This is a genomic window from Nostoc sp. DSM 114167, from assembly GCF_052692655.1.
The window spans coordinates 7,542,675-7,566,886 of the sequence record NZ_CP195116.1; the positions used below are offsets into that span (position 1 = coordinate 7,542,675).

Annotated in this window: 24 protein-coding genes; 14 read left to right on the forward strand and 10 right to left on the reverse strand. The window is 39.7% G+C overall.

Going from position 1 to position 24,212, the window contains the following annotated elements:
- The first annotated feature begins 569 nt into the window (after nt 1–569).
- Complete coding sequence (gene glmM, locus NSTC731_RS31665) at nt 570–2,042, forward strand: phosphoglucosamine mutase (protein WP_445628404.1); 1,473 nt, start codon at nt 570–572, stop codon at nt 2,040–2,042.
- 280 nt (nt 2,043–2,322) lie between these two features.
- On the opposite strand, the gene NSTC731_RS31670 is transcribed toward glmM, so the two are convergent.
- Together NSTC731_RS31670 and NSTC731_RS31675 are read right to left on the reverse strand one after the other, a co-directional pair.
- Nucleotides 2,323–3,615: a glycosyltransferase gene (locus NSTC731_RS31670; protein WP_445628405.1), complete on the reverse strand. Its 1,293-nt coding sequence runs from the start codon at nt 3,613–3,615 to the stop codon at nt 2,323–2,325.
- 237 nt (nt 3,616–3,852) lie between these two features.
- A complete protein-coding gene (locus NSTC731_RS31675; RefSeq protein WP_445628406.1) occupies nt 3,853–4,716 on the reverse strand; it encodes a WYL domain-containing protein in 864 nt (287 codons plus the stop codon).
- Between the two features lie 443 nt (nt 4,717–5,159).
- On the opposite strand from NSTC731_RS31675, the gene NSTC731_RS31680 reads away from it, so the two are divergent.
- From NSTC731_RS31680 to NSTC731_RS31720, 9 genes are all read left to right on the forward strand, one after another.
- Nucleotides 5,160–5,366 (forward strand): hypothetical protein, encoded by a 207-nt coding sequence (locus tag NSTC731_RS31680; protein ID WP_445628407.1) that lies wholly within the window; start codon nt 5,160–5,162, stop codon nt 5,364–5,366.
- A 75-nt stretch (nt 5,367–5,441) separates the two neighbouring features.
- The gene (locus NSTC731_RS31685; RefSeq protein WP_445628408.1) at nt 5,442–5,675 is read left to right on the forward strand and encodes a DUF433 domain-containing protein; all 234 of its coding nucleotides are present in this window, start codon (nt 5,442–5,444) and stop codon (nt 5,673–5,675) included.
- A gap of 59 nt (nt 5,676–5,734) precedes the next feature.
- Entirely contained in the window at nt 5,735–7,735 is a 2,001-nt protein-coding gene (gene cas3 / locus NSTC731_RS31690; protein WP_445628409.1) for a type I-D CRISPR-associated helicase Cas3', read from the forward strand.
- 3 nt (nt 7,736–7,738) lie between these two features.
- A complete protein-coding gene (gene cas10d, locus NSTC731_RS31695) occupies nt 7,739–10,723 on the forward strand; it encodes a type I-D CRISPR-associated protein Cas10d/Csc3 (protein WP_445628410.1) in 2,985 nt (994 codons plus the stop codon).
- The gene (gene cas7d / locus NSTC731_RS31700; RefSeq protein ID WP_445628411.1) at nt 10,723–11,778 is read left to right on the forward strand and encodes a type I-D CRISPR-associated protein Cas7/Csc2; all 1,056 of its coding nucleotides are present in this window, start codon (nt 10,723–10,725) and stop codon (nt 11,776–11,778) included. Before cas10d ends, cas7d begins: the two co-directional genes overlap by 1 nt.
- Nucleotides 11,779–11,781: 3 nt before the next feature.
- Nucleotides 11,782–12,447: a type I-D CRISPR-associated protein Cas5/Csc1 gene (cas5d, locus tag NSTC731_RS31705; protein WP_445628412.1), complete on the forward strand. Its 666-nt coding sequence runs from the start codon at nt 11,782–11,784 to the stop codon at nt 12,445–12,447.
- A gap of 114 nt (nt 12,448–12,561) precedes the next feature.
- The gene (locus NSTC731_RS31710) at nt 12,562–13,182 is read left to right on the forward strand and encodes a 2OG-Fe(II) oxygenase (RefSeq protein WP_190894279.1); all 621 of its coding nucleotides are present in this window, start codon (nt 12,562–12,564) and stop codon (nt 13,180–13,182) included.
- Nucleotides 13,172–14,008, forward strand: coding sequence for a CRISPR-associated endoribonuclease Cas6 (cas6, locus tag NSTC731_RS31715; RefSeq protein ID WP_445628413.1), 837 nt, complete (start codon nt 13,172–13,174; stop codon nt 14,006–14,008). Before NSTC731_RS31710 ends, cas6 begins: the two co-directional genes overlap by 11 nt.
- 175 nt (nt 14,009–14,183) lie before the next feature.
- Nucleotides 14,184–15,596 carry a site-specific integrase gene (locus tag NSTC731_RS31720; protein ID WP_445628414.1) on the forward strand — a complete coding sequence of 471 codons (1,413 nt, stop codon included), beginning with the start codon at nt 14,184–14,186 and terminating at the stop codon, nt 15,594–15,596.
- Between the two features lie 116 nt (nt 15,597–15,712).
- Here NSTC731_RS31720 and NSTC731_RS31725 read toward each other — a convergent pair whose 3' ends face one another.
- The 5 genes from NSTC731_RS31725 to NSTC731_RS31745 form a co-directional block, all read right to left on the reverse strand.
- Complete coding sequence (locus tag NSTC731_RS31725) at nt 15,713–16,558, reverse strand: LamG-like jellyroll fold domain-containing protein (protein WP_445628415.1); 846 nt, start codon at nt 16,556–16,558, stop codon at nt 15,713–15,715.
- A 4-nt stretch (nt 16,559–16,562) separates the two neighbouring features.
- Nucleotides 16,563–16,775, reverse strand: a complete 213-nt coding sequence (locus tag NSTC731_RS31730) for a hypothetical protein (protein WP_445628416.1) — start codon at nt 16,773–16,775, stop codon at nt 16,563–16,565.
- Nucleotides 16,756–18,318 carry a hypothetical protein gene (locus tag NSTC731_RS31735; protein ID WP_445628417.1) on the reverse strand — a complete coding sequence of 521 codons (1,563 nt, stop codon included), beginning with the start codon at nt 18,316–18,318 and terminating at the stop codon, nt 16,756–16,758. Before NSTC731_RS31735 ends, NSTC731_RS31730 begins: the two co-directional genes overlap by 20 nt.
- Before the next feature lie 89 nt (nt 18,319–18,407).
- Nucleotides 18,408–19,793, reverse strand: coding sequence for a hypothetical protein (locus NSTC731_RS31740; protein WP_445628418.1), 1,386 nt, complete (start codon nt 19,791–19,793; stop codon nt 18,408–18,410).
- 194 nt (nt 19,794–19,987) lie between these two features.
- Nucleotides 19,988–20,773: a hypothetical protein gene (locus tag NSTC731_RS31745; RefSeq protein ID WP_445628419.1), complete on the reverse strand. Its 786-nt coding sequence runs from the start codon at nt 20,771–20,773 to the stop codon at nt 19,988–19,990.
- A gap of 288 nt (nt 20,774–21,061) precedes the next feature.
- Here NSTC731_RS31745 and NSTC731_RS31750 point away from each other — a divergent pair, with 288 nt between their 5' ends.
- The 4 genes from NSTC731_RS31750 to NSTC731_RS31765 all read left to right on the forward strand — a co-directional run bounded on the left by NSTC731_RS31750 (nt 21,062) and on the right by NSTC731_RS31765 (nt 22,985).
- Nucleotides 21,062–21,400, forward strand: a complete 339-nt coding sequence (locus tag NSTC731_RS31750; RefSeq protein ID WP_445628420.1) for a hypothetical protein — start codon at nt 21,062–21,064, stop codon at nt 21,398–21,400.
- Between the two features lie 58 nt (nt 21,401–21,458).
- Entirely contained in the window at nt 21,459–22,082 is a 624-nt protein-coding gene (locus NSTC731_RS31755; protein ID WP_445628421.1) for a hypothetical protein, read from the forward strand.
- Between the two features lie 5 nt (nt 22,083–22,087).
- Entirely contained in the window at nt 22,088–22,567 is a 480-nt protein-coding gene (locus tag NSTC731_RS31760) for a hypothetical protein (protein ID WP_445628422.1), read from the forward strand.
- Nucleotides 22,568–22,733: 166 nt separating this feature from the next.
- Nucleotides 22,734–22,985 carry a hypothetical protein gene (locus NSTC731_RS31765; RefSeq protein WP_445628423.1) on the forward strand — a complete coding sequence of 84 codons (252 nt, stop codon included), beginning with the start codon at nt 22,734–22,736 and terminating at the stop codon, nt 22,983–22,985.
- Here NSTC731_RS31765 and NSTC731_RS31770 read toward each other — a convergent pair.
- From NSTC731_RS31770 to NSTC731_RS31780, 3 genes are all read right to left on the reverse strand, one after another.
- Nucleotides 22,972–23,091 carry a Rho termination factor N-terminal domain-containing protein gene (locus tag NSTC731_RS31770; protein ID WP_445628424.1) on the reverse strand — a complete coding sequence of 40 codons (120 nt, stop codon included), beginning with the start codon at nt 23,089–23,091 and terminating at the stop codon, nt 22,972–22,974. The genes NSTC731_RS31765 and NSTC731_RS31770 overlap by 14 nt on opposite strands.
- A gap of 20 nt (nt 23,092–23,111) precedes the next feature.
- Nucleotides 23,112–23,702 (reverse strand): BRO-N domain-containing protein, encoded by a 591-nt coding sequence (locus NSTC731_RS31775; RefSeq protein ID WP_445628425.1) that lies wholly within the window; start codon nt 23,700–23,702, stop codon nt 23,112–23,114.
- A 189-nt stretch (nt 23,703–23,891) separates the two neighbouring features.
- Nucleotides 23,892–24,212, reverse strand: coding sequence for a hypothetical protein (locus NSTC731_RS31780; RefSeq protein ID WP_445628426.1), 321 nt, complete (start codon nt 24,210–24,212; stop codon nt 23,892–23,894).

Sequence of the window (24,212 nt, forward strand, 5' to 3'; positions counted from 1 at the left end):
AAATTTCTCAACTTTAAAAAGTTAACTGCCGGAGTTTTAATTCACTAACGGCTAAAAAGGCCATTAAAACGTTACCTTAAAACTATTTGATGAGAATTTATATTAAAATTTTTTAAGCTACGATGATTTTGTAGCTTTTTACACAGCGATCGGGCTAAGAGAACAGAATTTTAGATTTGAGGATTTTGATTTTTTGTTGTATTAGGTGAATCTTGCTTTCATTCTCAGCTTGGATGAAAAATTTTGCGAGCCACTAAAAGTAATATTTATTACATACTTGCCTGGTAATAGCATTATAAAGTGTGAACTAATACAGATAAAAATCAAAACGAAAGTTGTCGGCAGAAAAGGAATAATTAGCTAAGATGTGGAGACTTTACTAATAAAGTAAAAACCAATACTGACTTTATCAAAGATTTACAATCTCAGAAGAAAAAATTCAGTATTATTACGTAAAGATAGTTCGATCTAAAATGAATTTATTAAAGAGAAAAAGCATGTCAAAATTGCTGAATAAAGTCTTAAGTGCTATTTATTTTTCAGTGTGATTGTGTGGAGTGTTTAAAAATATGGTTTCATCTATAACTCGGACATCGGGCATTTCTGGGAATTCTACTTCTGAAGTTGAGGGATTGGGCAAAGGGATTGAGAGCAGTTTTGGACTGAATTTAATCCCATTACCAGCAAATCCCTTATTTGGCACAGATGGGATTCGCGGACGAGTCGGAGAATTACTGAATGCGCCTTTAGCATTGCAAGTTGGTTTTTGGACGGGGATTGTTTTACGTAATCATGCAACTCAAGTAGGGCCAGTCATTCTCGGACAGGACTCTAGAAACTCCAGCGATATGCTGGCAATGGCTTTGAGTGCAGGGTTAACAGCAGCGGGGTTAGAGGTTTGGTATTTGGGATTATGTCCCACTCCTGGCGTTGCCTATCTCACCAGTATCAGTGATGCCATTGGCGGAGTAATGATTTCTGCCAGCCATAATCCTCCAGAAGACAATGGGATTAAGGTTTTTGGTAGCAATGGTGGGAAGTTGCCGCAAATATTGCAGACAGAAATAGAAGCAGGACTGCGTGGCAAGATATCACCGATCGCGAGAGTCAGTAATTGCGGACGGCATTACTCACGTTTCGAGTTAGTGGAAGATTATAGCTCGGCGTTGAAAAAACCCTTAAACGGTGCCCTAAATCTTCAGGGAATGAAGATTGTTTTAGACTTGGCGTGGGGAGCCGCAGTTGGGTTAGCACCATCAGTATTTACACAAATGGGAGCGGAGGTAATCTGCTTGCATAACGAGGCAGATGGCGATCGCATTAACGTAAACTGCGGTTCCACGCACCTAGACATTCTGGCAGCAACGGTACAAGAACACAACGCCGATATCGGCTTTGGCTTCGATGGCGATGCCGATCGCGTCTTAGCAGTAGACAATACAGGCAGGCAAGTTAACGGCGATTACATTCTCTACCTGTGGGGACGACACTTACAACAAAACCAACAATTGCCAGACAACTTGATTGTATCTACAGTCATGGCTAACTTAGGCTTTGAAAAAGCTTGGCAGCAAATTGGTGGTAACTTAATTCGTACCGCAGTTGGCGACCAATACGTGCAAGCCGAAATGCAGCGCACTGGGGGAATGCTAGGTGGCGAACAATCAGGGCATATTCTTTGCCGCCATTATGCCGTGACTGGGGATGGCTTGTTAACCGCATTACACATAGCATCTTTGGTGAGAGAGGCGGGTGTTCCCTTGAGCGAATTAGTAGATCGAAGCTTCCAAACCTATCCCCAATTATTGCGGAACGTGCGCGTTGTCGATCGCGATCGCCGTTTGGGATGGCAAGATTGCCAACCTGTGCAACAAGCGATCGCTCTTGCTGAAGCGGCAATGGGCGATTCCGGCAGAATTTTGGTTCGCGCTTCTGGCACAGAACCAGTCATCAGAGTAATGGTGGAAGCAGCCAATGCCGAACTTGCCAACTACTGGACAAATGAACTAGTTTCCAAAGTACAGCAGCATCTGATGGATTAAATTAGCTAATATCTCATCAAAAAAAACGCCAAGTTTAATCACAGCTTCTCCGAATTAACTAACCTTGGTTATGTCTAGAAGCTGTGACCGAACAATTTTAGATTTTAGATTTTAGACTTCGGCTCCTTTCGACTTCGCGGTAGTTGAATCTCGACTTACTTCGACTACGCTCAGTACAAGTCGCTCGATTACCGCGCAGTCGAAACTCAAGGCAAGTCGCTCAGTCGAACGATTTTGGATTAAAATGAAAATCCTTCGACTGAGCGCTCACAACTTGGGTTCAAGCCTCTCCATTAAATCCTCCTCTATGTTCAGTTTTTACCCAGCGCGATCGCTCATGCTGCACACACATCTTTGAAGTGGCTACAATCATCACAGGAATCCAATGCACCATGTATAATGACCCTTGAATTGTTGCCCAAACCAAAGACCATCCTCGTAAATTTTGAAATTGGTAAAGTCCAGCAGTAAAGGCAATTGTCAGAATGATGCTGAGTAGTGTTTGCAAGGGAAACAGAACTGGATGATGGCTATAAAAAATTGTCCAAAGTAAGTCGGGTATTAATCCAATTGGTAGAAGAAATTGCAATATAAAAAATAATATTAAATCAATTTCTTTTGCCCAACCTAAAGTAAGAATTTGCGGAAAATAATCTAGATAACGCTGATAGCCACCTTCAGCCCAACGACAGCGTTGATTCCAAAGTTTTTCCCAAGTGGTTACACCTTCTTCCTGAATTGATGCAACTGTAACAAACTCAATTTCCGTACCTGCTAAATAGAGTTTGAAACAGAGATCCAAATCATCGGTGACAGTGTTCTCATTCCAACCTTGACACTTTTCTAACAATTCCCGACGAACTAACATCCCATTACCGCGCAGTTCAGACATACCACCAATAGCAATGCGATGGGTTTGTAGAAAGCTATCACAATTCATTTCCATCTGCTGACAACAAGTTAAGAAATTGGTATTAGCATTAGAAATTGCTTTTCGTACTTGCACTGCACCGATCGCTTGCTGATGAAACAGAGGTACTGTTTGCTGGAGAAAATTGGCTCTTAACTGAGCATCCGCATCACAGATTAGGATAATCTCCCCTTGAGTAAAGGGAAACACCGCATTCAATGCGCCTGATTTACCACCTTTTGATTCCCGTCGATGAACTTGTAAAGCTGGAAATTGAGTTTGTAATTCTTTCAAAACCTGGGGCGTTTCATCGGTACTACCGTCATCAACAACCCAGATATCTAGAGAATCGCTGGGATAATTCAGTTGGCATAAGCTGTAAACTAGATTAGCCAAGACTGGACTTTCATTTTTAGCCGGAACTAAAATCGAGACTGGCGGTAAATAAATTTCACTCTCCATCACCGCCGCCGCTGGTTTGGCTAACAGCATCCGTAACGTTTGCACAGTCAGGATTGCCGTTAATCCCAGCATCAACCATTGTGTTTCTGGTAGCCAGTGCAGCAAACTCACGCCACCCCAGACTAATAAAACTACTAGGGTTGCTTTGAGACGACGATGAAAGCTAGTATTTTTACTGAGTTGATAGGTACTTATTCCCACTTTATTTGCTACATCCTTTCGGTTCGTGGCTTAGTCCTGCGACGTAATAATAGCATCGTCACTGCTCCCAAAAGGAAACCCCTCACTCCTGCTACAACTGCTAGAATCCGCCCCAATGGGTTATTCAACAGAAAGAATTTTTACAAAGAAAGGCTGGAGGCAGTGTTTCGACTACGCTCAACTGCCGCGTAGTCGAAACTCAACAACCAGGCAGGTAAGATGCCTATCCCACAAGACTTAACTTTTGGTTTCGATATCGTATAACTGGCATAGAGTGAGGAGTTTTTGTTTGAGGCGATCGCGCACATTCTCAGGCGATATCACTACACAATCTGGCGCATACTGCATAACTTCCCGCATAAACCAAAATGTACTAGATACTCGCCTGACAACTCGCCTGACTCGTGCTTTATCTGGTATCCACTCATTAATATTGTCTTCTGGTTTAGCTTGATAGGCAAAAGCCAAGCCAGCAAATAGATGCATTTCCACTTCTATTTCAGCCAAACTTCGCCAATCGCCAGAAATTGGCATGACAGCAGCTTCAGTAATCCTGTCTAACCGTAAACTCCAGTTGTGAGCCAGTTCTGGTATATCAAAGTTTCCTTCTGTCTCTTCGCACCAGCAATCAAGATATAGCCGCTTTTCGTGGGGCGTAACTTTGGCACAGCGAACAGTAAAATTAAACACACGCTCTGCTGCATCTTGATAAGAAAGCTGAAAGGGCTGTTCCCGTAATATATAACGGTCTACTTCTAAGCGCCAAGGTGGAGGCAAATTCTCTAAGAAACGTTCAATTTCGCCTCGCAATGGTAATGATAGTTCACTGCGTTCGAGAAGTAAGTTTGCAATGATTTGGGCTTGTTCAATTTGTCCAATATCAGTTAAAGCCGCAATACAGCGATGTAGTGCACGGATGCGTGACTGTTTCCAATCGTTATTGTTACCGATGAGTAACTTACGTTGAGCGATCGCTTCTATCAGTTTAGAGATATTTGGGCGATCGCCCCACATCATACCGAATTCTAAGGCGATCGCTTCTAGCTCGGCTTTATCACGTTCTGATATCGACAGTGTAATAGATTGACCTTTTCGACTCATTAAAAATGTCCGTATACTTTGTACATATTTTCTCTTGTCAACTTCTATTTTGCGTGCAAATATAGTTTTTAACAACTAATTACGGACAGAATATAAGGTATTGGAATAAATATATAAAAAAAGCCAGAGTCTTGCTCTGGCTAACAAACCCTGATAGGGATTTAGGAATTATCTTAATGCCTTGATCACATCTTTCCTACAATTTCAATCCCTGATAGGGATTAGGTTTGAATCTCAAGGCTTCTTCAGTATACATCTAAAAAAACCTCGTTCATAATTTTGTTGATTGAGCATATTAATCACTTCTTTACTACAGACAAGCTTTTAGTGTTATATTAATGTGAACCGAAACAAAGCTGTTTCAGTTCACCTATGTTGAGTGGCATCTCATAGGTTAGCACTAACATGGCTTTTTCGGCGTAAACCTATCGAGGTAATTTCTGATGAAAGATAACCTTCAAGATCGGATGCTTCAACTGATGTCAGATGCTTGCTGGCATTCTACAGAGGAGCTAGTAGAGAAAATTAGCCATCGATTTTCTGCAACTATGCACACTCTCAAAAAGCGTGGTTATCAGTTTGATAAACGTCGTATCCAAGGTCAACAGCACGAGTATAGACTGCTCATCAAGCAGAAAGCGATCGCATAAATAATATTTCTCGTATATTGGGGGTAGTTCCAGCTACTCCCATTTCCTGAAAAAGCAGCTAGTGAGGTCAATACTATGACCGATGATAATTTGCTGTCCAGAATTTCCATTGACCCAAATATTTGTTTTGGTAAACCTTGCATTCGTGGACATCGGATTTGGGTTTCTCTAATTCTTGACCTTTTATCCGCAGGAGAAACAATTGATACCATTCTTGAAGCTTATCCGGGCATAGAAAAAGAAGACATACTAGCTTGTATTGCCTATAGTGCGGAGATGATAAGGAATGTTTTTGCAGATTCTTACTAATTTACTGTATGTGTAACCATGCCAGATTCTATCCGATTTTTCAGAATTTAGAGTAATTTATGAAAATAAAACTCTTTTCCACATGGTCAAAATATTCCCAAACTTCAGTTTCTCATATTAAACTTGTTACCCATCAACAAGAAGTTTGGGATGCTATAAAAACTTCTCAAGTTGTCTTTGATACTGCTCTAACTGGTGACGGTAAAACTTTAGCTGCTCTTCTTCCAGCATTTGATGAACGTGAATTAGAGCTAGGACAAGGTTTATTTAACTATCCTACAAATGAACTTATTCGCGATCAAACCAAACAAATTGTAAAATGGAAAAATGAATTTAATATTGATTTACAAATAGGAGAACTCACAGGAGCTAAATTAGCTTCATACATAAGTGCAGAAGGTTTTAATAAACTGGAAACATTAAGAAATTTTGCTAATGATAATAAGATAGTTGCAACCAACCCTGACATTTTTACTTTAATTCATCGTTTACACTATGATCGCAGAGTAGGTAACAAAGCTCGTTTAGCTGAAACTTGGTTTAATAAATACCGCTATATAGTATTTGATGAATTCCACATTTTTAATGCACCGCAAATTGCTAATGTTCTGGATGGAATTGCATTTAACAGAGCAAGTTTAGGAGAGCGTTTTGCAGCAAAATTTCTTTTTCTTTCTGCTACCCCAGATAATGCTTTATTGAGAGTGCTTGATAAAGCAGGAATTACTCCAAAAATTATTAAGGGTGAATATGAGCATGATTTAAAAAGAAGTGATACTCATCGGAGAATTTTATATGAAGTGGATTTAGATTTAGTTACTTCTGAGCAAAGCAATGGGGGAATTGAAAATTGGGTTTTTGAAAATTTAGAATACATCAAGCAATTCTTTTCTCAATATCCTAAATCTAAAGGACTTATCATTGCTAACAGTGTATTTACTGCCAAGCGAATAGTCAGAACTTTAGAGAATGCTAATTTGGGCTTAAGCATAGGAGAAAATACAGGTCTCACTGGTGCAAAAATTAGAGAAGATGCAATGAATAAACAATTGATTATTGCAACTTCCACAGTTGATGTAGGTGTAGACTTTGCCATAAATTTTTTAATTTACGAATCTTTAGATGCTGGTACATTTATTCAGCGTTTAGGACGACTAGGAAGACATGATGGATTTATTACTTACCAAGCAATAGCTTTAGTTCCAGATTGGGTAAAAGATAAGTTTTCTGAGTTTTATAGCAGTAAAACTGAAGTTGACAGAGAAAGTTTCTTTCAAACTGTTAGGGATAATGTATATCAAAAGCCTCAAGAATTTCAGCGATATTTAAGCCGTTGGGGTTGTGTTCTCTCAACAATTAGATATTGTTTTCTTAGTCAACAAAAGGATCAATATCAAACTCTGATTGAGCGTTATTCTCAGGAAGCCACGCGGCTTGTTGGTGCAACTCCCAAATGGTGTAGGCTGAATGAACTCAAAGAACACAAAATTATTATTAAGGATTTAGAGACTTTTCGAGGTGCAGGACAGTTAGATATATGGATTAATGATCCAGACACAAATGCAGTCAGGAGTATTAGTTTATTACGTTTACTTGCTGGAACAGATTTTAAACTTATTTCAGAAGATGAAGCTCAAGAAGTTAGTCGAAATTTAAATGAACCCTTTTATAAAAACAATTTAGGATTATATGCACGGATCACACAATATTTAAATAGCTATGAACTTGTAGAAGTAACTTTTACAGATTATTTGGATAGGTTAAATCTCAACATAGCACAAGAAAGGAAAGGATTTTTTATACAGAGTCGGCATAGAGAAATTAAAAAAATAAATGAACAACTTGAATATTTACCCCTTACAACTTGCGTTGCAGACCCTAGTAAATACGATATTAAAGCATTGCGTCGTATTTATAGATTACCTCCCTTATTTGAATTACACAAAGTAGTAGATTTAAGTCTAAAACAATATCCTGTTGCTTTTGGACTGGATGCACTGCTTTTGGATAGTCTTCTTTGTCGGCAAAAAACAAATGAAATATTTATAGCAGGAGAGTAAAAAATGACAGATGATTTTGATTGGTTACAGCCTAATAATTATGGTAAACCAGTTATACCGGAAAAAGAGCCTCCCTTAGTAGTTCTAGCATTAGATACTTTGAATAAGGCTGAAGATAAAGTTTTGAGAGATTGGATAGAAAAGGTATTTCCCAATATTCTTGATTACTTCAGTCTCAAGCCAGCAAAAGGAATGAGCTTAGAAGCGGCTGAAAAATTAGCTGTTAATGTAAAACCAGATAAAAAAGACAAGATTCTCACTAAATTAGTTGAACATAAAGACCAAAGTTTAGCTATACACCTTTTAAATGCGGCTGTTGGTGGTTGGACTCTAGTTAAATTAGCAAATTTAGATGAGCTTGAGCAACGGTTATATTTAGCAGCAGTTACTCTGCACGATCTCAATAAAATTGTACTCACGCAATTGGGTAACGTGCGGATGGATGGTAAGGAATGGGATAAATACCATCATTATTTTGATGTTTGGGCTGAAACTTTAGGACTATGGAAATTTATTAGCAGTGAATATTGGCAAGACATAGCTTTTCTTGCTCAAAATGCTGAAGATGCAAGAGGAGCAAATCTAACTCTTGCTAACTTTCAAGAAATCAAATTAGCTCCTGAATATTTGATGGATTTAGCCGAATTTGTTCGCTTTGCTGATTTATTAGCTTCTATGGCTCATCGTCCAGATAGTTTATATCAAGAAAACATTCGGGCAATTGTACGACGCAGGTTAAAGGATAGATATGTTATTCGCCATCATCGTACTATAGAAAACCGAGGACTATTAACTCAAACAATCCACAATGCAGTATTAGAGAAAGCAAGGGAAGTTGGATGGAAAGATTTTTTATTCTTCCCTGATGGCATTACATACTTTGCACCAAAGGGTAGTGAGAAACCAGATTTATCAAACCTTGCTGAAATAGTGCGATCGCACATCTTAAAAACTGCTGCCAAGGGTTTGGGTAGTTTAATTTATCGTCAACCCAAAGGTATTATCAGTTGCAAACCAGATATGAAAGAAGTGGCTGATGTTGAACTTGCAGCAGAAACTCTTATCCGTCAGGTTTTTAATATACTTGGTGACAAACGAACCTCTGTAACTGGCAAAAGAAGAGAAAAGATCAAGTTACTTCCTGAATTAGTAAATTTAGATTGGAATTATCCCGCTAATTTACAGGTAGATAGATTAGCAGAAGGAGTCAGAGGACTAGTAGACATTCTCCAAGAATACTATGGAGTAATTGAAGAGAAGGCTATCCAAGCTTTACTTAATGCTTTGGATATGAACAAATATGTAGAAGCTTTACAACGCATACCTGCTCTTGGGGGTGTACCTCATGGTTGGTATTTTTTAGCTGGTCATTATATCGGTAAGAATGGCAGTTTAAATGATGCTGAACTTGAAAATGTAATGATAAAAGCTATTCGCCAAGTTATCACAGAATGGGGTAAACCAGAACAATTAACAGCGTTTACTTTTATTGATGCTTATATTGCTCAAGTATTAGATATCAGCGATAGTGATAAACAACATGATTTTGAAAAAGAGTTAAATCGTTACCATCGTAATAAAGCCAATCGCAAACGTGAACCAATATGTGCTATTTGTAATAGTGCCTTTAATGTGCGAGAGGAATTTTCTAGTTATACTAACAAGCGAGTGACTAGCCTTTCTAAAGAATCTTTACGTGGCATTTGTACAGTCTGTCAAGTAGAAAAACTACTTCGCAGTTATTCTTTACACCGGAGTTTAGAAGCAGATGATGATCTTGTTTACCTGCATCTTTACCCAGATTATTACTTTACACCAGAAACGGCTCTCATAATGAATCGAGCCTATAAAAGCTTTGCTCAAAATGTCTTTTCTGATTTAGATAAAGAATTAGCTAAACATAATTATGATCCTAAGTATATCCCTCGTGCAGATGTTTTTAGGGTAGGTAGTGATTCTAAAGAAAATGAGAAGCGGCGGCTTGAAAAAGTGGAATATCTAGAAGGACAGATGCACGGCTATTATCTTTTGGGGATTCCAGCGTTATTTAAGAAACCAACTGATACAGAAGTATGGCATATACCAGCACTATTAACGCTAATTGCACCTTTAACCTTTGGGGTTAAAGTGGTTGCTAGTCGTTCAACTCTTCCACCATATGATTCAGGAGCAGATTTTAAAGAAACTGCGGTTTTGGATGGTGTACATACCTATTGGCAACACAGCATCAGAAAATCTAGTTTCCGTCTTGATGAGTTAACAAATGCTATTCCTGCTGCATTTTCTGTGTATGCTCTGGCATCCCAAGCATACCGTGATAGTAGAAATTTTCCTGTTTGGAATGCTTTAAATAATATTTCTCAATCTTTGGATACTAGTCCTTTGTATGTGTTCCATTATGCAGAACGCATACTCGAAAATATTAAAAAGGAGGAGCGCAAGAAAAAAACAACTCAACTTAATGATCCATCAATTATTGTTTCTGCAAAATTGTTGAATTACTACCAAATTTTGAGTAATTATTACCAATGTAATAGCCCTATGCAAATGATTGAAGCATTAGTGAATAAATATGCTCGTTTTTATCGAGCTTCAGGTAAAAATTCTTCAGCTTACACAAGACTTAGACCTTTAAACATAGCCGCAAAAGTTATCTTGGAAAGTCAGCCCAATACTGCTGAAGAAGACTTGCAATTAATGATAGAGGGTTACTTGTTTTCTCTAGTAGATGGTGTACTAAATAACAATAACGAAGGTTATATCCCATCAGAAGCAGTGAAGGATAAAAACCAGCGTCAAGCTCTGATTGAAGACTTTGCCCAATACTTTGTCAAAGAAGTTTTTAAGAACTATTGTAGGGGTGAAAGATCACTTCTAAGACAAAATATCAATCTTATTCGTCATGCGGCGGAAGCTTGGTATATCAAACAGTACATCAAAAAACCTGAAGTAAAAACACAAAATTCAGAAAACAAGGAGTTAAATTAATGTTTGAACAGTACAAAAAACATTTTCAAGAATCTATTCCCCGCATTCCTGGAGCTAAATATGCTCACTTTGTAATTATGCGAGAAACTGACTCTTATGCAGTATTTAAAACTGATGGAGAATTAAATGTAGCTAGAGTTAGAGCAGGAATTAATGATTCACAAGTAATTAGCCGTTTAGTACTTTTTAAACGTAAACAAACTACTCCTGAACGCTTAACAGGGCGTGAACTATTGCGGCGTTATGAAGTTTACAACTACATCAAAACCCAACATAAAAAAGACTGCGCTTACAATGAAAATCCTTGTGGAGTTTGTCCTGATTGTGTTATTTACGGTTATGCTGTAGGTAAAGGTGGTGCAGATAATTCTGGTTCGGAGAAATCCAAAGTTTTTATAGATTCAGCTTACGCTGTTCCTAAATATGAAGAGTCCCACGGAACTTTTACGCTGAATGCACCCTACGAAGATGGAACTATGACGCAAGGAACGGACACTACTAACCGTTTCAGTGAACAAGACCATGTTTTACCAGAAGTTCCTTTTCCCAGCGTAGTTACATTACGCGACCCAACACCAAATACTTTTTTATATCTGTTAAATAATTTGTACCGTACTAAACGTTACGGTGCCCAAACTACACGCACTGGACAGATGCGAAATAAGGTTGTAGCAATAATATTTGCTGATGGCGAAATTTTCAGTAACCTGCGCTTAACTCAAAAAATTTACGACATTATCGGAGATGTCTTACCTCCTTATGGACTTGATTCTCTTAAAGAAGCTACCGAACAAGCTGTGAATGAATTAATTCAAGAAGACGGAGTTTTTTATGAATTAATTGCAAAAGAAGCTCTTGTATCTCTTCAAAATGAAGCTCAATCTATTCTTGCAGATGAGGCTAGTTTCCAACAATGGTTGAATTCATTGACAGAAGAGACTTTAAATTATGCAAAAGCAGTGGGTGTTCTTAAAGAAGAAAATCCAGAAAATAGCAACACTAGCAGCAGAAGTAGAAGGAATAAAAATAAGACTGCTGAAGATGAGGAAGCATAATTTATGCACATTTACTGTCTTCTCATTACCTTACAAAACCCATTGTATTTTGCTACTCGTGAATTAGGTAGACTTTATGTAACAGAGCAATACTTACATAATTATGCTCTGACTTACGCTCTTGGTTTAGCAAAAAGCAGCTATTACGATGCAGAACATATACCGCATTACGAAAGAGAGTTAGAACCTCTCAATCAGCAAGGTATTTATATTACACCTGCACGTCCTTTAAATTCTGCTTATGTGACGCACACTTATAAATTTGCTAACCTCTCTTACCATGTCAAAATGGATAAAATCAGCAAAAATATCCCAACATTTGGACGTATCCGTGAATTAGCGCCTGAAAGTCGATTTGAGTTTTTTGTCATTTCGCAAAAAGAACTCAAACTACCAAAGTGGATTCGCTTGGGTAAATGGATGAGCAAGGCTGAAGTAACGGTTGAACCATTACCGAAACCTAAAATTTCTGAAGGTATATTTACTTGTACACATCCATTAAATCCTTTAGATGTCATGTTCACGAATCAAGTGATTAGCTATGATGTTGTGAATATGCCTCCAGTTAGCTTAATTCAAAACGTCCAAATGCGAGGTCAATACTATCAATTTGATGGCATTCAAAACTTAAAAATTCCAGTTCGGATAGAATATCGTTTTCGGAATTAATCACATCCTAAAACCTTTACCACGTTTTTGATTTTTCGCAGGTTCTAGCTTCCAGTCACAAATTACGTTACAATTTTTAGCCCCTGTTAGTTCTGTACGCTCCCCACATCCCCAGTGAAACACTATCAACAACAAACCAACGCCTTCCCCAGCGACTACCTAAACAACTTGTGGGGAGAAATCCAAGCTTGTCCTTACTTTGCTATCAACAACCTCAACCGCGATTTTGTCGCCACTAAAGGATTTTCTGTCGTATTTCAACGTTCTGGATTAGCAAAAGTAGAACAGCAGTTTCCCTACTTCAAACCTTACCTCGATTTGGCTCTCCAGCCGAATTGTAATGCTTTTTACCTCAATCCTTTACAACTCAAAGAAGGCTCCCGCGTCGATCCGCATATTGATCGCTCTTTGCGTTCCTACTCTAAAACCATTGAACCGCCTGCGGTTGTCAGTGTGCTTTATGTGCGCGTACCTGCGGATATGGAAGGGGGAGAACTGGTATTGCGATCGCACAAACGCCAACTTGGGCAAATTAAGCCCCAATTCAATACTTTAGTTTATTTTCAAGGTGATTTAACCCATTCGGTTAATGCTGTCAAAACCCCAGGAAATCGCCTAAGTCTCGTTTGCGAACAGTATAGTTTGAGTGATGCTGAACTCCAGGAAATCCCTGAGTTTACTGTAGAGTCAAGAAGCACTCAGTCTACAACCAAAAAAAGAAAGTATGCCTCATAGTTTAGTGTTGAATTTGCTACCTCAATCGCCTATTCCACCACAGTATCTCACAGGTAGACATCTCCACGCTCTATTTTTAACCCTTGTTAGTTCTGTAGATAAAGAATTAGGCGATCGCTTGCACGATTCCACCGCAGATAAAGCCTTTACTCTCTCTCCCCTTCAAACTAACTCCCCCCTTTTGAAGGGTGGTAAAGGGGGATCTAAATTGCAATATTCACATCAACAACCCATTCCCGCCGGAACTCCTTGTTGGTGGCGCATCTCTTTATTAGATGACACTCTATTTAGCAAACTTACCCAACTTTGGCTAAATCTTAATCCCAATCGCCCTTGGCATCTTGGCCCGGCTGACTTGTATATTACCAGCATTCAAGGCACACCCCAATCTATTCAACCTTGGGCTAATGCCAGTACTTATGCTCAATTATACGAAGAAGCTAGCGAGCGCAATTCTTCCATTAACCTTAGCTTTTCCACGCCTACCGCCTTTCGTCAAGGACAGTATGATACTACCCTTCCTACCAGAGAATCTGTTTTCAATTCCCTACTTTCGCGGTGGAATAAATACAGTGGCATAGAATTTCCTCAGATTGCGATTGAGTCAATATTTCCCTCATTTGTCAATATTCACACAGAAATATTAACCGACTCTCGCAGCAAATTTATTGGCATTATTGGCGAAGTTAATTACAAAATTTTGGGACAAATTGAACCCATACAAATTAAGCAACTTAATGCTTTAGCTGATTTTGCTTTGTATGCAGGAATTGGTCGCAAAACAACTATGGGAATGGGAATGACACGACGGCTATATTCTCCATAATTCTAATAATCATTTAAAAACCACTCAATTATGAATCAAACTGAATATATTTCCATTGCGGCATTGAATCAATATGCCTATTGTCCGCATCGCTGTAGACAATAAGTCTGCTACAATACTTAAACATTGGTTACTTAAAAATTGAATTCCACATTTTGAGCATTAAGTGAGCATTATGGTAAACACTGGCAAAACACCAACTGGTAAAACGAAAAAAGGACAAGTAGCGGTAAGGATAGATTCAGGGAGTATCAAAGCCTGTTTCCCTAGAAGTTACTGCAACAAGGGACAGATAAAACTAGCAACTGGTATTTCACTAATAGATGGTTGGGAGAGTAAAGCCAGTCAGCTACAGAGGCGATTACAAATCGAACTTGAGGATGGAAAACTAGATGACGGTGAAGGGAATTTTAACTTGGGACGATATCAGGAGATTTTAAAGGAATACGGTTTACAAGCAAGGTTGAGGTTGGTGAAGAGTGAAGCTACCTTAGACGACCAACTACCGCCCAAGCCTGAATTGTCCATCATGGAAGTTTGGGATATGTACTGTTCATTCAGGAGAGAGAGCTTGTCTGAAACTGTGTATCAATTGAAGTTTAGAGGAGAGTATTTGCGTGCTATAAAAAAATCGCTTGACGAAACTGGGGAGTCTCCTTTAGAGATGCGTAACTGGCTATTAATCAATTACAGTCATTCAACAGTTAAACGAATTCTATCTTGTTTGTCAGAAGCCTACCGATTAGCTATTAAGCAAAAAAAAGTCAATGAGAATCTTTTTGATGGAATGGCAGAGGATATTAACACCAAGACCAAGCGTGAGCGCATTATCGACCAAAACAAGGAAATAGAAAATGATGACGACGTTTTAGACAAGAGCAAAGCCTACACATGGGATGAGGCGCAAGAAATACTAAAATACATCCAAAGTGACAGCAGTAGAGTCAAGCATTATTACAATCTCATTAAATTTAAATTTCTCACTGGCTGTAGGACGGGTGAAGCAATTGCTATTTGGTGGGTAGATGTTGAATGGGATAAAGAAAGAATACTACTAAGAAGAAATTACAACAATCGCCTCAAAATCTATAAATCCACTAAAAACGATACAACGCGTATGTTTCCCATGCCTGAAAACGGTGAACTATGGAATCTCTTAAAATCCATCCCACAAGGGGAACCGAATGAGAATCTATTCAAAAATAAGGCAGGTAAAGCGATAAATTCTGATTCACTACAACGTGTATGGCATGGGTATGAGGGGTCGCGCAATAAAGGTATTATTCCTGAGTTAATCAAGCAGGGTAAGGTCAAAAGATACCTACCTTGTTATAATACACGTCACACTTTCATTACTCACCAAATATTTGATTTAGGCAGGGATGCAGCAATAGTCAATGCATGGTGTGAACACAGTGAAGAGATGTCAAGAAAACACTATAGAGATATTGCAAGATATGCAACACAAATCAACCCTGAGCTACCAGTTAACCAACACTCACAACAACAATCAGAACTTGACCTACTTAAAGAACAATTACGCAAGCAACAAGAACTGATTGACAGGCTACTACAAGACAAGCAATAGCCGACACAAAATACCCCAGGATAGTGTAGTGCTACCTTGGGGTATTGTTTTGTAGAGTGACATCTGTGGATGTCATTTTAAGTGTCACTAAAATATGTCACTCACGAATATATAAATTAGTTATCGGGGAAAGCAGTACTGGGTATTACGGATACATTCCTACTAACACCTAGAGAGAACCTGAATTCATCCATGTAGCCCGCAAAAAAATAATTATTTGATGAGTAAGCGCCAATGAATGTATTTGCCACATAATTGAAGTCAGTATTCATGGCTCCTGACGCAATCTGTACCCCATCCCTCCATAGCGAAACTTGACCATTTATTCGCTTGGCTGCAATATAGTAAGTCTGATTTAAATTCCATCCAAGTGAATTCAAACTCGCAGATGAAATCGATTGAGTGACATTAAAAACTCCGTTCGTGACCGTTAGCCCGTTTTCACCAGTAGTAGTGTTATTTGCGAGATAAACTACAAACCTCTGTGATGAGGATAAGAAATTGTTGAATATGACCGCATAGTCTACCGGGTATGCAGTTAGCCGTATAAATGCTTCTAAACAGAAGTCCTGTGTGCCAATAACCATGTCACCGGGATTAGCAACAGAAAGGTATGAATTATTAAAAAAGATACTCTGACTTCCGAATTGATGCCACGTAGAACTAAGAGAAGCATTTCCTGCGATATTATAAGCTTTCGCTGAACTGTCTAACACAGTAGAGCCTTCACCGTGCAACAACAAGTAAACATTAGCGAAGTTAACATCACTATTAACCGTACCACCACCAGTAGACAACCCTGCTAGTAAGTTGGCTTTTGATATCTTGTAAAGCTCCCCATTGGCATCAATGCCGATAAAATAATCACTATTTTCAGCAGTAGTCTTAATGGTCGTAGGTATCGCAACACCCGTGATATTGTTTACGGTCGTGTTGATAATTGGATTCTTGTGGAGTGGCATTATTTTATTCCTCAATAAGTTGGTCGGCATGTATCCATGAAAGCGTTGCAATAATGCATCCAGATGCAACATAAAGCATATTTAAGTCCTGGTCAACTTGTAACACTTCACCCTCAGAAGTCACCCCCATATCATCGATATACTGCACTATTTGACCTATCCTTACGAGTACAGTTTCATATTCATCAACTTCATTATCACGGTCTATAGATAACATTCTTTTTCCTCCCTGTTGTGTCCACTAGATTAATAGGAGCTACACCAATACCTACATTGAGGTAAGCGTACTGAAATTGCACTATGCCCTTATTTTGGTGTGTTGGCAAGTGCTGAGTATGACCCAGTATTGTTACCCTCTCACCATTAGGATTAACAGGTGTTATACGTCTGCTTCCGCGTCTCAATAGGTCGTCATTTACGCTATGCCGTTGCAGGTCTAACACTTGTTCTACAACACGTCTTGCCTCCTGTTGAGATATCACATCAAGCTTGAATTGATATCCTTTCTCGTGGTCAGCATAGGTATATGTTTCGATGCCCTTCTCTATTTTGAAAGGTGGGGTAGCAAACTTTTGATATATAAGTTCTGCCAACACCTTGAGGTATGCATCGGTAGCAAAATCATCCTTGCTTTTGTTCATAAGTCTGAAGGCAATCTGCATACTCAATGCTTCCACTATTTCGCCCTTAGCAGGGTTATGATTTTGCTTGCGGTAGAACTTCAACACCACCTCTGGTCTATGCCTACGCTCTGCAACTTCTACGGGTGCTGTGCCGTAGATAGTGCCTAAATCACGACCATTGAATTGTTCATGTGTGGTAAGTGTCTGAATGATAGCAGGTCTTAATAGTTCTTCTCTTCCTGCTAACACTATTCGTTCATCTGGTACATTGCGATTAGGTGTTATTTCCACGTACCTTGTATCACCCAGAACTGGTACTGTATCGCGGGAAAGTACCTGCATTGCTTGATAAGAATCAATAGCATTTGCCACTACATATCCCGCCTCTATACACGCCTCATCTGCCTCCTCAAAGAATTCCTCTGCAAAGTTCCTCAAAAAACCTTCCTTGCCAAAGGTATTATCTAATCCATCTTCAAAAGCACTTGCAAAAGACCACGGTTTGCTATCCTTGGAACCCCATGCATTTACAAGTTTTTCAGCATTCTTGCCAAGGTATTTACCTATTACCTTGCTATTGCTTTTAATGATTTTTCTAGCGGTTTTGAATGTTTCAGTTAGCAGTATTCTGACACCCAGCGTAAGAGTACTTTGTAGTAATGCCCCAAAGTTACCCAGGAATTCTTCTGCCATTTCTTCACCTACCCTTGCGAGTACATACGCTCCCAGTGGTTCGTTGAAGCAAAATATCAGAGCGGAAGGTACAATACCGCAAGTGAAATACCCAAAAGCATTACCTAGCGTTCCACCAAGTTGAGATGCCAATGCCTCCCACTGTGCCTTTATTTGAGAGTTGAGTTCATCATCACTAGCATTCCAATTGAAATTCCATATAAATTGTTTTGCGCTAACGATGAACGACCAAAGTTTAGACCATGAAAACGCGAACAGTCCTGATAATTGACCCCAAATAAAACCACCAAGGCTTTTAAACCCATTAAACACCCAAGTTAGCGCTCCTCCTAGACCGCCGCCGCTAGTACTGGTAACGCTTTCACCCGCACGGATTATACGAGTACCAATATCACTTCTTACCACCCTACTTGTTAATCTTGATAATTCAAATTTCAGTGCCATACATATACCTTTGTTGTGAATGACATTTTCGAGTGACATAAAAAGTGACATCTATATATGTCATCTGGGTATGTCACTTCCGAGTGATACTATCCGTGGGACTTGGGCGTACCGTCATTGTTGTACCTACCTGCTTCATTGCCGATTTCCCGTATCTTGGGGCGCTCATCATAAGGTCTACCATAAGGGCTTGTAGTGTCCGTAACTCCAGACACTTCAATAAATCCTCTTTCTACTTGTTCTGTGAATGCATCGAAATCATTTTGTTCATTGGGTGCTTTATCTTTTTTAATAGCTTCACCTTGACCGAACAAAGCATTTTTTAAATCGCTTAATGCACTGTCTTTGCCAACGCGTCTAAAGTTTTGAGCATTCCATCTTGCCGCCATTGTTTTGAGTATTTTTAAGTCGTCTTGCAAGTCGTTAGTATCAGTGTTTTCGTGCACCACTATTTCGATTTCTTTCTCTGCTAGAGTCTCGGTGATATTCTTACCTCCTGGGGTGAATAACGATGGCACTTTTTTCTTTTTCTGCTCCACCTTATACCCCAGAAATTCTTCTACACCCTCTGCAACTGCTAGTGTTTGGATGCCTATATTTTTACTCATTCCCGCTTCACCCATAGCCTTGATTGCTGTTATCAATGCCGCATGAGTATCACGCTTAATCGTTAGCATCATACCCATTATTTCTGCCAAAGCTTCTGCACTATTGGGTACACTTATTGTCTGTTTTTGGTTGCCTTCTGTCACCAAGTCATTGTCTTCTATCTCAATGTTGATAGGGTAAGCACCCATAAGGGCATCGAGTTGCTGCATCTGCCACAGCATCAATTCTGCTAGTGACTCAACATTGATATAAGACGGATTTTGTTTAGTGAAATTATCGGGAACGCTAGCAGGTAACGAGCCAATACGTTTCAATAGAAGTTTGACTAAATTATCATTGCACATACAATCGCACTCTTTTTTTTTACTTTTTGGCGGTGGTGTTGGGTGTATTGCGGGGGGACAACTAGCAAGATAGCTGTATCCGGAATTATTAGCAGTTCTTGCTAGTATAGTGCTGACATCCGCAACACTGCTGAAAACATTTACTCCAATACTGTTTATCAAGTCTGTTATCTGCCTTCCTGACGGTGTGACAGGAATTTCACCAGTGCCACTACCAGGTTTTATTTGGTAGCTTCCACTCAATATCTCGTATACAAGTGTTACGGTTCCTACTACCTGAGGAATGTGATTGCCTACATACCTTGTTAGCTGCCAATTAACCGAGAAATAATTACCAATAAGTTCGTAATTGAGAGGCTTGATAGTGTCATTTGTATAAACAAAAATTAGTCCACTTGTACATTGCAAGTTCTCTACTTTTGGTTTACCCGGTATATCAATCTCTGGTGTCGGAGGTATTTGGCAATACGGATTCCTAATAGAGAATTTAATTCTTGGGAAGTTAATGAGAGGGTTGTCCATAGGTTCGTAGTCTATGGAGAGGTTACACGCGTCAATCTTGAAATTGGAGTTAAAGTACAAATCTGTGAATGTGTTGTAGCGTATCAGATTAGATAGCTTGAACGGATTAGCGATTTTATTGGGTGAATTATTGGGAGCATTGGTGATAGATATTTTGGGCAATTGTATTCTAGGAAATTCAGAAAAGAAACCCATTATACCGCCTCCCTTATCTCTATCGAAGTACTGCCACTTGCTACTACTGCGTAATAGCTGCCTGTGTACATTGGTTCAGGTACTTCATAATATTCTTTTGGCTCCAACTCAAGCATATGTGAAGTAGTGGATACAGTACTCACGTTGTCAATGTAGACATTTTGATTACTGCTATTAAAGAATGAAAGCACCTTTCTGTTGACATTTGAGTTAACAATGATTGACGGTGTCGTAGTGATATTGTTAGTGACTCGCTGTGCAGTATCGGCAATACGTTCAACTGTCACAACTCGCACTAAATCAGCAAATACTGTCACTCTATCACTACCGAGATTGCCATTTTGCAATAGACCATACCCTACGCTTCTCATCTGAATACCCAGCATTGCATTGTCACCAAGCGTATGGTCGCCAAGTGAGTATTCGCGGTATGGGTAGGGACTTGCATTGAGCAATGAATATGCTGCTATTCGATGCCAGTTAGTACCACTATTCGTGGTGAGTACAACATCCATCTGAATACGTTCTGACTTCCACTCAAGGTTTATGGCGGTCAACAACTGCTTACTCTCTGTGTCTTCTAACTCAAACACTGGAAATGGTACGGCATCAGTGTTGTAAATAAACGCTACAGCCTTGAGATTGTTAATTTCAAAATACTCATTGATGGTACGATACCCAGCTTTTGTAAATGGTGAGTACTGGAATATCGGAACTACGCTACTACCGGAATTGGCATCAAGCGTGATTACTGCTTTTGATTTGATAGTGAATGTGTCCAGCATTGCGTTACAGAAGAAAAATTTATTCCTACTGGTTAACCTGTAAGAAAAAAAATGTCGATACCCGCCACGAAAATAGCTATAACGCATTGGCTCTATACTTTTGCAAAGTGACATCTGTAGATGACATATAAATATGTCACTTTTAGTGACATCCAGAAATGGCACTTAAGTGTATGGGGTATGCATACCCCCCCAAAAGAACTTTTTACAGGGTATTGACGTTCACAGCCTGGGGTGATAACACTATGAGCATCCACCAAGAAATCACTTACAGAGTGAGTAACAAATATGGCTGCTACTGCTGATTTAACACTAGCTGAAATCGCAAATGAAATCATCGACACTGACGTGAAGACCTATGTCGCTGCTATGGATGCACTGCCCAATACATCTGGCACTGCTGAATTCTTAGCAAAAGTGCTACAAGGTGCTGCGATCGCTCAAGCTAAGAAGAACGCCGCTAATACAACTGCTACCACTGGTGAGTTATTGAACTCTTACCCACTACCTACAACTGGCACTATTCAAACAGACCTTAGCTCAGGCTTACAGTCTTTTACTAGCGTCTATCAGTTGTCCGTTGTAAGTGCTGCTGGTATCAGTGCTACCGTACCCGCCTACGCATAATCAACAAACCTGGTAGGGTGAAATTCCCTACCGTAAGCACAAAACGAAGGGATGGTATATGGCTAACAAATCATTAGGGCGGGTATGGTTTTCACTATCAAGAGAGACAACGGATGATGCATCGCGGGTTAATGACGACCCAGTAGGACTTTTTTCTTGTCGCGCTAACGTTGCACGGTTCCTCGATATCGATAAACTCGGTTTCACTGGCACTATCTACGGCAAAGCAAGGGAGTATACAACTGCTCGTAATTTGACACTCGCTGACGGTACAGTGCTTGATAAGAGTGCTGAGAATACCGATGGTAAAAACGCTGGCGAACCTATCGCACTACAACGCAAGGTAGGCGGTCGCAGTGTCATCATCAAGACTGGCAAAAAGATTGGCACTAAGGTAGCTGGTAAGCCACAAGGTTATCACAGTATTAGCTTTGCATTCCCCACGTGGGCAACAATTCGTGTTATCGCTGATTCTCTCGGTGAGATTATCCCAGCGGGTAAAATCAGTAGCGACCCTGGAGAAAATGAAATTCAACCTACCTTTAAAATCGCTGGCGGCGGTAGTTACGGCATCATGCAGAAAGCGGCGGCTGATACTTCCACTGTTGCCAATACTTCAGTTAATGCCCTGAAGACCAAAATTAAGGCTAAGGGTGGTGATGTTCAAGAGGGTGCTGGTTAAAGACTATGTATGATATTGCTAGCGAGTGGAAACAAATAGTAAACGTTAGTCGCACTGCGCAGATTGGTGATAACGGTAAACCTCGACCAATAGAACCAATAGAACCTGATGTAGTACTAACTCACAATACAATCGCAATCTACCTCACTAGCAATACTGCTAACCCTAATTGGTACAAAGCAGGATATCTGTATCAAGCCTTTCCCGTTCCGTTCGGTACAGCAGGAGCCGCCCAAGGTGAGCAATTGCGAGTGATACTTAATAGGTACATCATCCACAGGTTTACAACATTCCCTTCCGTGGGTGATACAAAATACTTGTTAAGTTATTCCCCAGAAAGCTACTACAGAGATGTGAAGCTGCAAGTCTGGGAATACATCGGAACTTCTCAAGGTGCTACACTCGACACGCTAGAGAAACAAAACAAGGCAACATTATCCAAGGTAACAGCGATACAGCAAGCGCTCAACAGAGCAATACAGTAATTAGGTTTCAATCTTTGTGTGTATCCATCATAGTTTTATGCTGTGATGGATATTTTTTTGAGTACAAGGGTATGCACTACCAAGTGACATCTAAAAGTGTCACTTTAAGTGACATAAAAAAGTGTCATCTGATTTAGTAGAGGTAAATATTATGAATGAGGGTCTTATGTGGATCATAGGTTTGAGTTTTCCGGCGTTCGTTAGCTTGTTAGTACTGTATCTACAAGAGAGAGCATTGCACCAACGTCAAAGACAAGCTGATTACATAGCAAAAGAAAGAGCGTATGTACTTATCGAGGGTGACATGAACTCACTAAAAAACACTACAGAGAAAATGTCTGTAGTGCTTGATAGGGTAGACGATAGGATGGATGCCCTTAGTGAGCGTGTAGCACGTGTGGAAGCTAAACTTCCCTAGCGCCAGTAATAGCTGCCACCAACGTTTCTTTATTCATACTGCCATAGCCCTTAATTTTAAGTGCTGTGGCTATTTTTTTGAGTTCTCTGATGGATTGGTCATTCAATGGGGTTCCTGTGGCTTACCTTAAACAGAGGGTAAGGAGCGATAAGGATTCCGTTGTTTGGCGTGGTCAAGAATTTCCTTGCAAGCGATTACTTGTTTGAACGTCTCAGGACTGGCATCATAATATGCTTTAGCTTCTATCACTAGGGACTCTGAAACCTCTTGTAGTTCTCGTTTTTTAGTAGCAAGACTATCTTCAAGTTGCTTAATTTCCTCTTGTATAGAGGCTTTTTTGGTGGTAAGCTGGTTTATTTTTGCTGAGTTATCGGATGGTTGTTGATGTCGTAACTGTGATACCGCGTTGTAGCTACCAGTTTTACGGATAGATGGCAACACTTCACTGAAGACCCAATCTTGGAACTTTTCTGCTGATTCTAGCTTGCTACCAAAAATGAGTTGATAGATACCAGCTTCTTCAAGCACGGTTACAGACTGGATTCCGCCGGGAGTTACCGTTTTGGTAACACCTTTGTTCTTTTTAGAGACCTTTGTTGATACGGTTTTGCTAGGGTCAACATACCCCAGGACAGAAGCGATATCGTTACCTATTGGCTTGCCTTCGACAAATCGTATCTCGTGTGACTCAAAATTGAAAACTGTTAAGTCTGTCATTGTTTTTTTGTGAGTAGTTTTTAGTTATTAGCGTAAATCCTAGTATTCCCAATCATGGGCAATACCTTTCACACCTTGTATCTGTGAAGTGACACTCAAAAATGTCAGTTTTAGTGTCACTAAAATATGTCACTCTGAAAATGTAGGGTATTAAGCTAGAAAAAAGCCTAACTGAGGATATTGATTAACTCATGATTCATCCCCCGATTTGTTTTCTTTATTACCTTGTGCATAAATAGCACTGGCATCAATCCCCAGTCTGTTCAAAAGAAGCCTAAGCGTTGATACAAGCTTGCGTGCCTGCTCATAACGTGGTGAAGTACTTTTTTCATCACAGATTTTTTCCCACGTATCAACCTCTTTCTCTAGGTCAATCAAGAGTTGATAGATATCATCTAGTTTGTCAGCGATAGAGATTGGGACATATTTTTGCATTACCTCACCAGCGTATTTTTTCTTCCTCCCTGAACCCGGCTTTCTCGTACCGCTACTTGGTATACCTCTAGGCAT

Excerpts from the sequence above, each read along its gene's own strand:
- glmM (WP_445628404.1), top strand. The coding sequence starts at position 570 with ATGGTTTCATCTATAACTCGGACATCGGGCATTTCTGGGAATTCTACT.
- NSTC731_RS31675 (WP_445628406.1), bottom strand. The coding sequence starts at position 4,716 with ATGAGTCGAAAAGGTCAATCTATTACACTGTCGATATCAGAACGTGAT.
- NSTC731_RS31680 (WP_445628407.1), top strand. The coding sequence starts at position 5,160 with ATGAAAGATAACCTTCAAGATCGGATGCTTCAACTGATGTCAGATGCT.
- NSTC731_RS31685 (WP_445628408.1), top strand. The coding sequence starts at position 5,442 with ATGACCGATGATAATTTGCTGTCCAGAATTTCCATTGACCCAAATATT.
- cas3 (WP_445628409.1), top strand. The coding sequence starts at position 5,735 with ATGAAAATAAAACTCTTTTCCACATGGTCAAAATATTCCCAAACTTCA.
- cas10d (WP_445628410.1), top strand. The coding sequence starts at position 7,739 with ATGACAGATGATTTTGATTGGTTACAGCCTAATAATTATGGTAAACCA.
- cas7d (WP_445628411.1), top strand. The coding sequence starts at position 10,723 with ATGTTTGAACAGTACAAAAAACATTTTCAAGAATCTATTCCCCGCATT.
- cas5d (WP_445628412.1), top strand. The coding sequence starts at position 11,782 with ATGCACATTTACTGTCTTCTCATTACCTTACAAAACCCATTGTATTTT.
- cas6 (WP_445628413.1), top strand. The coding sequence starts at position 13,172 with ATGCCTCATAGTTTAGTGTTGAATTTGCTACCTCAATCGCCTATTCCA.
- NSTC731_RS31720 (WP_445628414.1), top strand. The coding sequence starts at position 14,184 with ATGGTAAACACTGGCAAAACACCAACTGGTAAAACGAAAAAAGGACAA.
- NSTC731_RS31725 (WP_445628415.1), bottom strand. The coding sequence starts at position 16,558 with ATGCCACTCCACAAGAATCCAATTATCAACACGACCGTAAACAATATC.
- NSTC731_RS31730 (WP_445628416.1), bottom strand. The coding sequence starts at position 16,775 with ATGTTATCTATAGACCGTGATAATGAAGTTGATGAATATGAAACTGTA.
- NSTC731_RS31735 (WP_445628417.1), bottom strand. The coding sequence starts at position 18,318 with ATGGCACTGAAATTTGAATTATCAAGATTAACAAGTAGGGTGGTAAGA.
- NSTC731_RS31740 (WP_445628418.1), bottom strand. The coding sequence starts at position 19,793 with ATGGACAACCCTCTCATTAACTTCCCAAGAATTAAATTCTCTATTAGG.
- NSTC731_RS31745 (WP_445628419.1), bottom strand. The coding sequence starts at position 20,773 with ATGCTGGACACATTCACTATCAAATCAAAAGCAGTAATCACGCTTGAT.
- NSTC731_RS31750 (WP_445628420.1), top strand. The coding sequence starts at position 21,062 with ATGGCTGCTACTGCTGATTTAACACTAGCTGAAATCGCAAATGAAATC.
- NSTC731_RS31755 (WP_445628421.1), top strand. The coding sequence starts at position 21,459 with ATGGCTAACAAATCATTAGGGCGGGTATGGTTTTCACTATCAAGAGAG.
- NSTC731_RS31760 (WP_445628422.1), top strand. The coding sequence starts at position 22,088 with ATGTATGATATTGCTAGCGAGTGGAAACAAATAGTAAACGTTAGTCGC.
- NSTC731_RS31765 (WP_445628423.1), top strand. The coding sequence starts at position 22,734 with ATGTGGATCATAGGTTTGAGTTTTCCGGCGTTCGTTAGCTTGTTAGTA.
- NSTC731_RS31775 (WP_445628425.1), bottom strand. The coding sequence starts at position 23,702 with ATGACAGACTTAACAGTTTTCAATTTTGAGTCACACGAGATACGATTT.
- NSTC731_RS31780 (WP_445628426.1), bottom strand. The coding sequence starts at position 24,212 with ATGCCTAGAGGTATACCAAGTAGCGGTACGAGAAAGCCGGGTTCAGGG.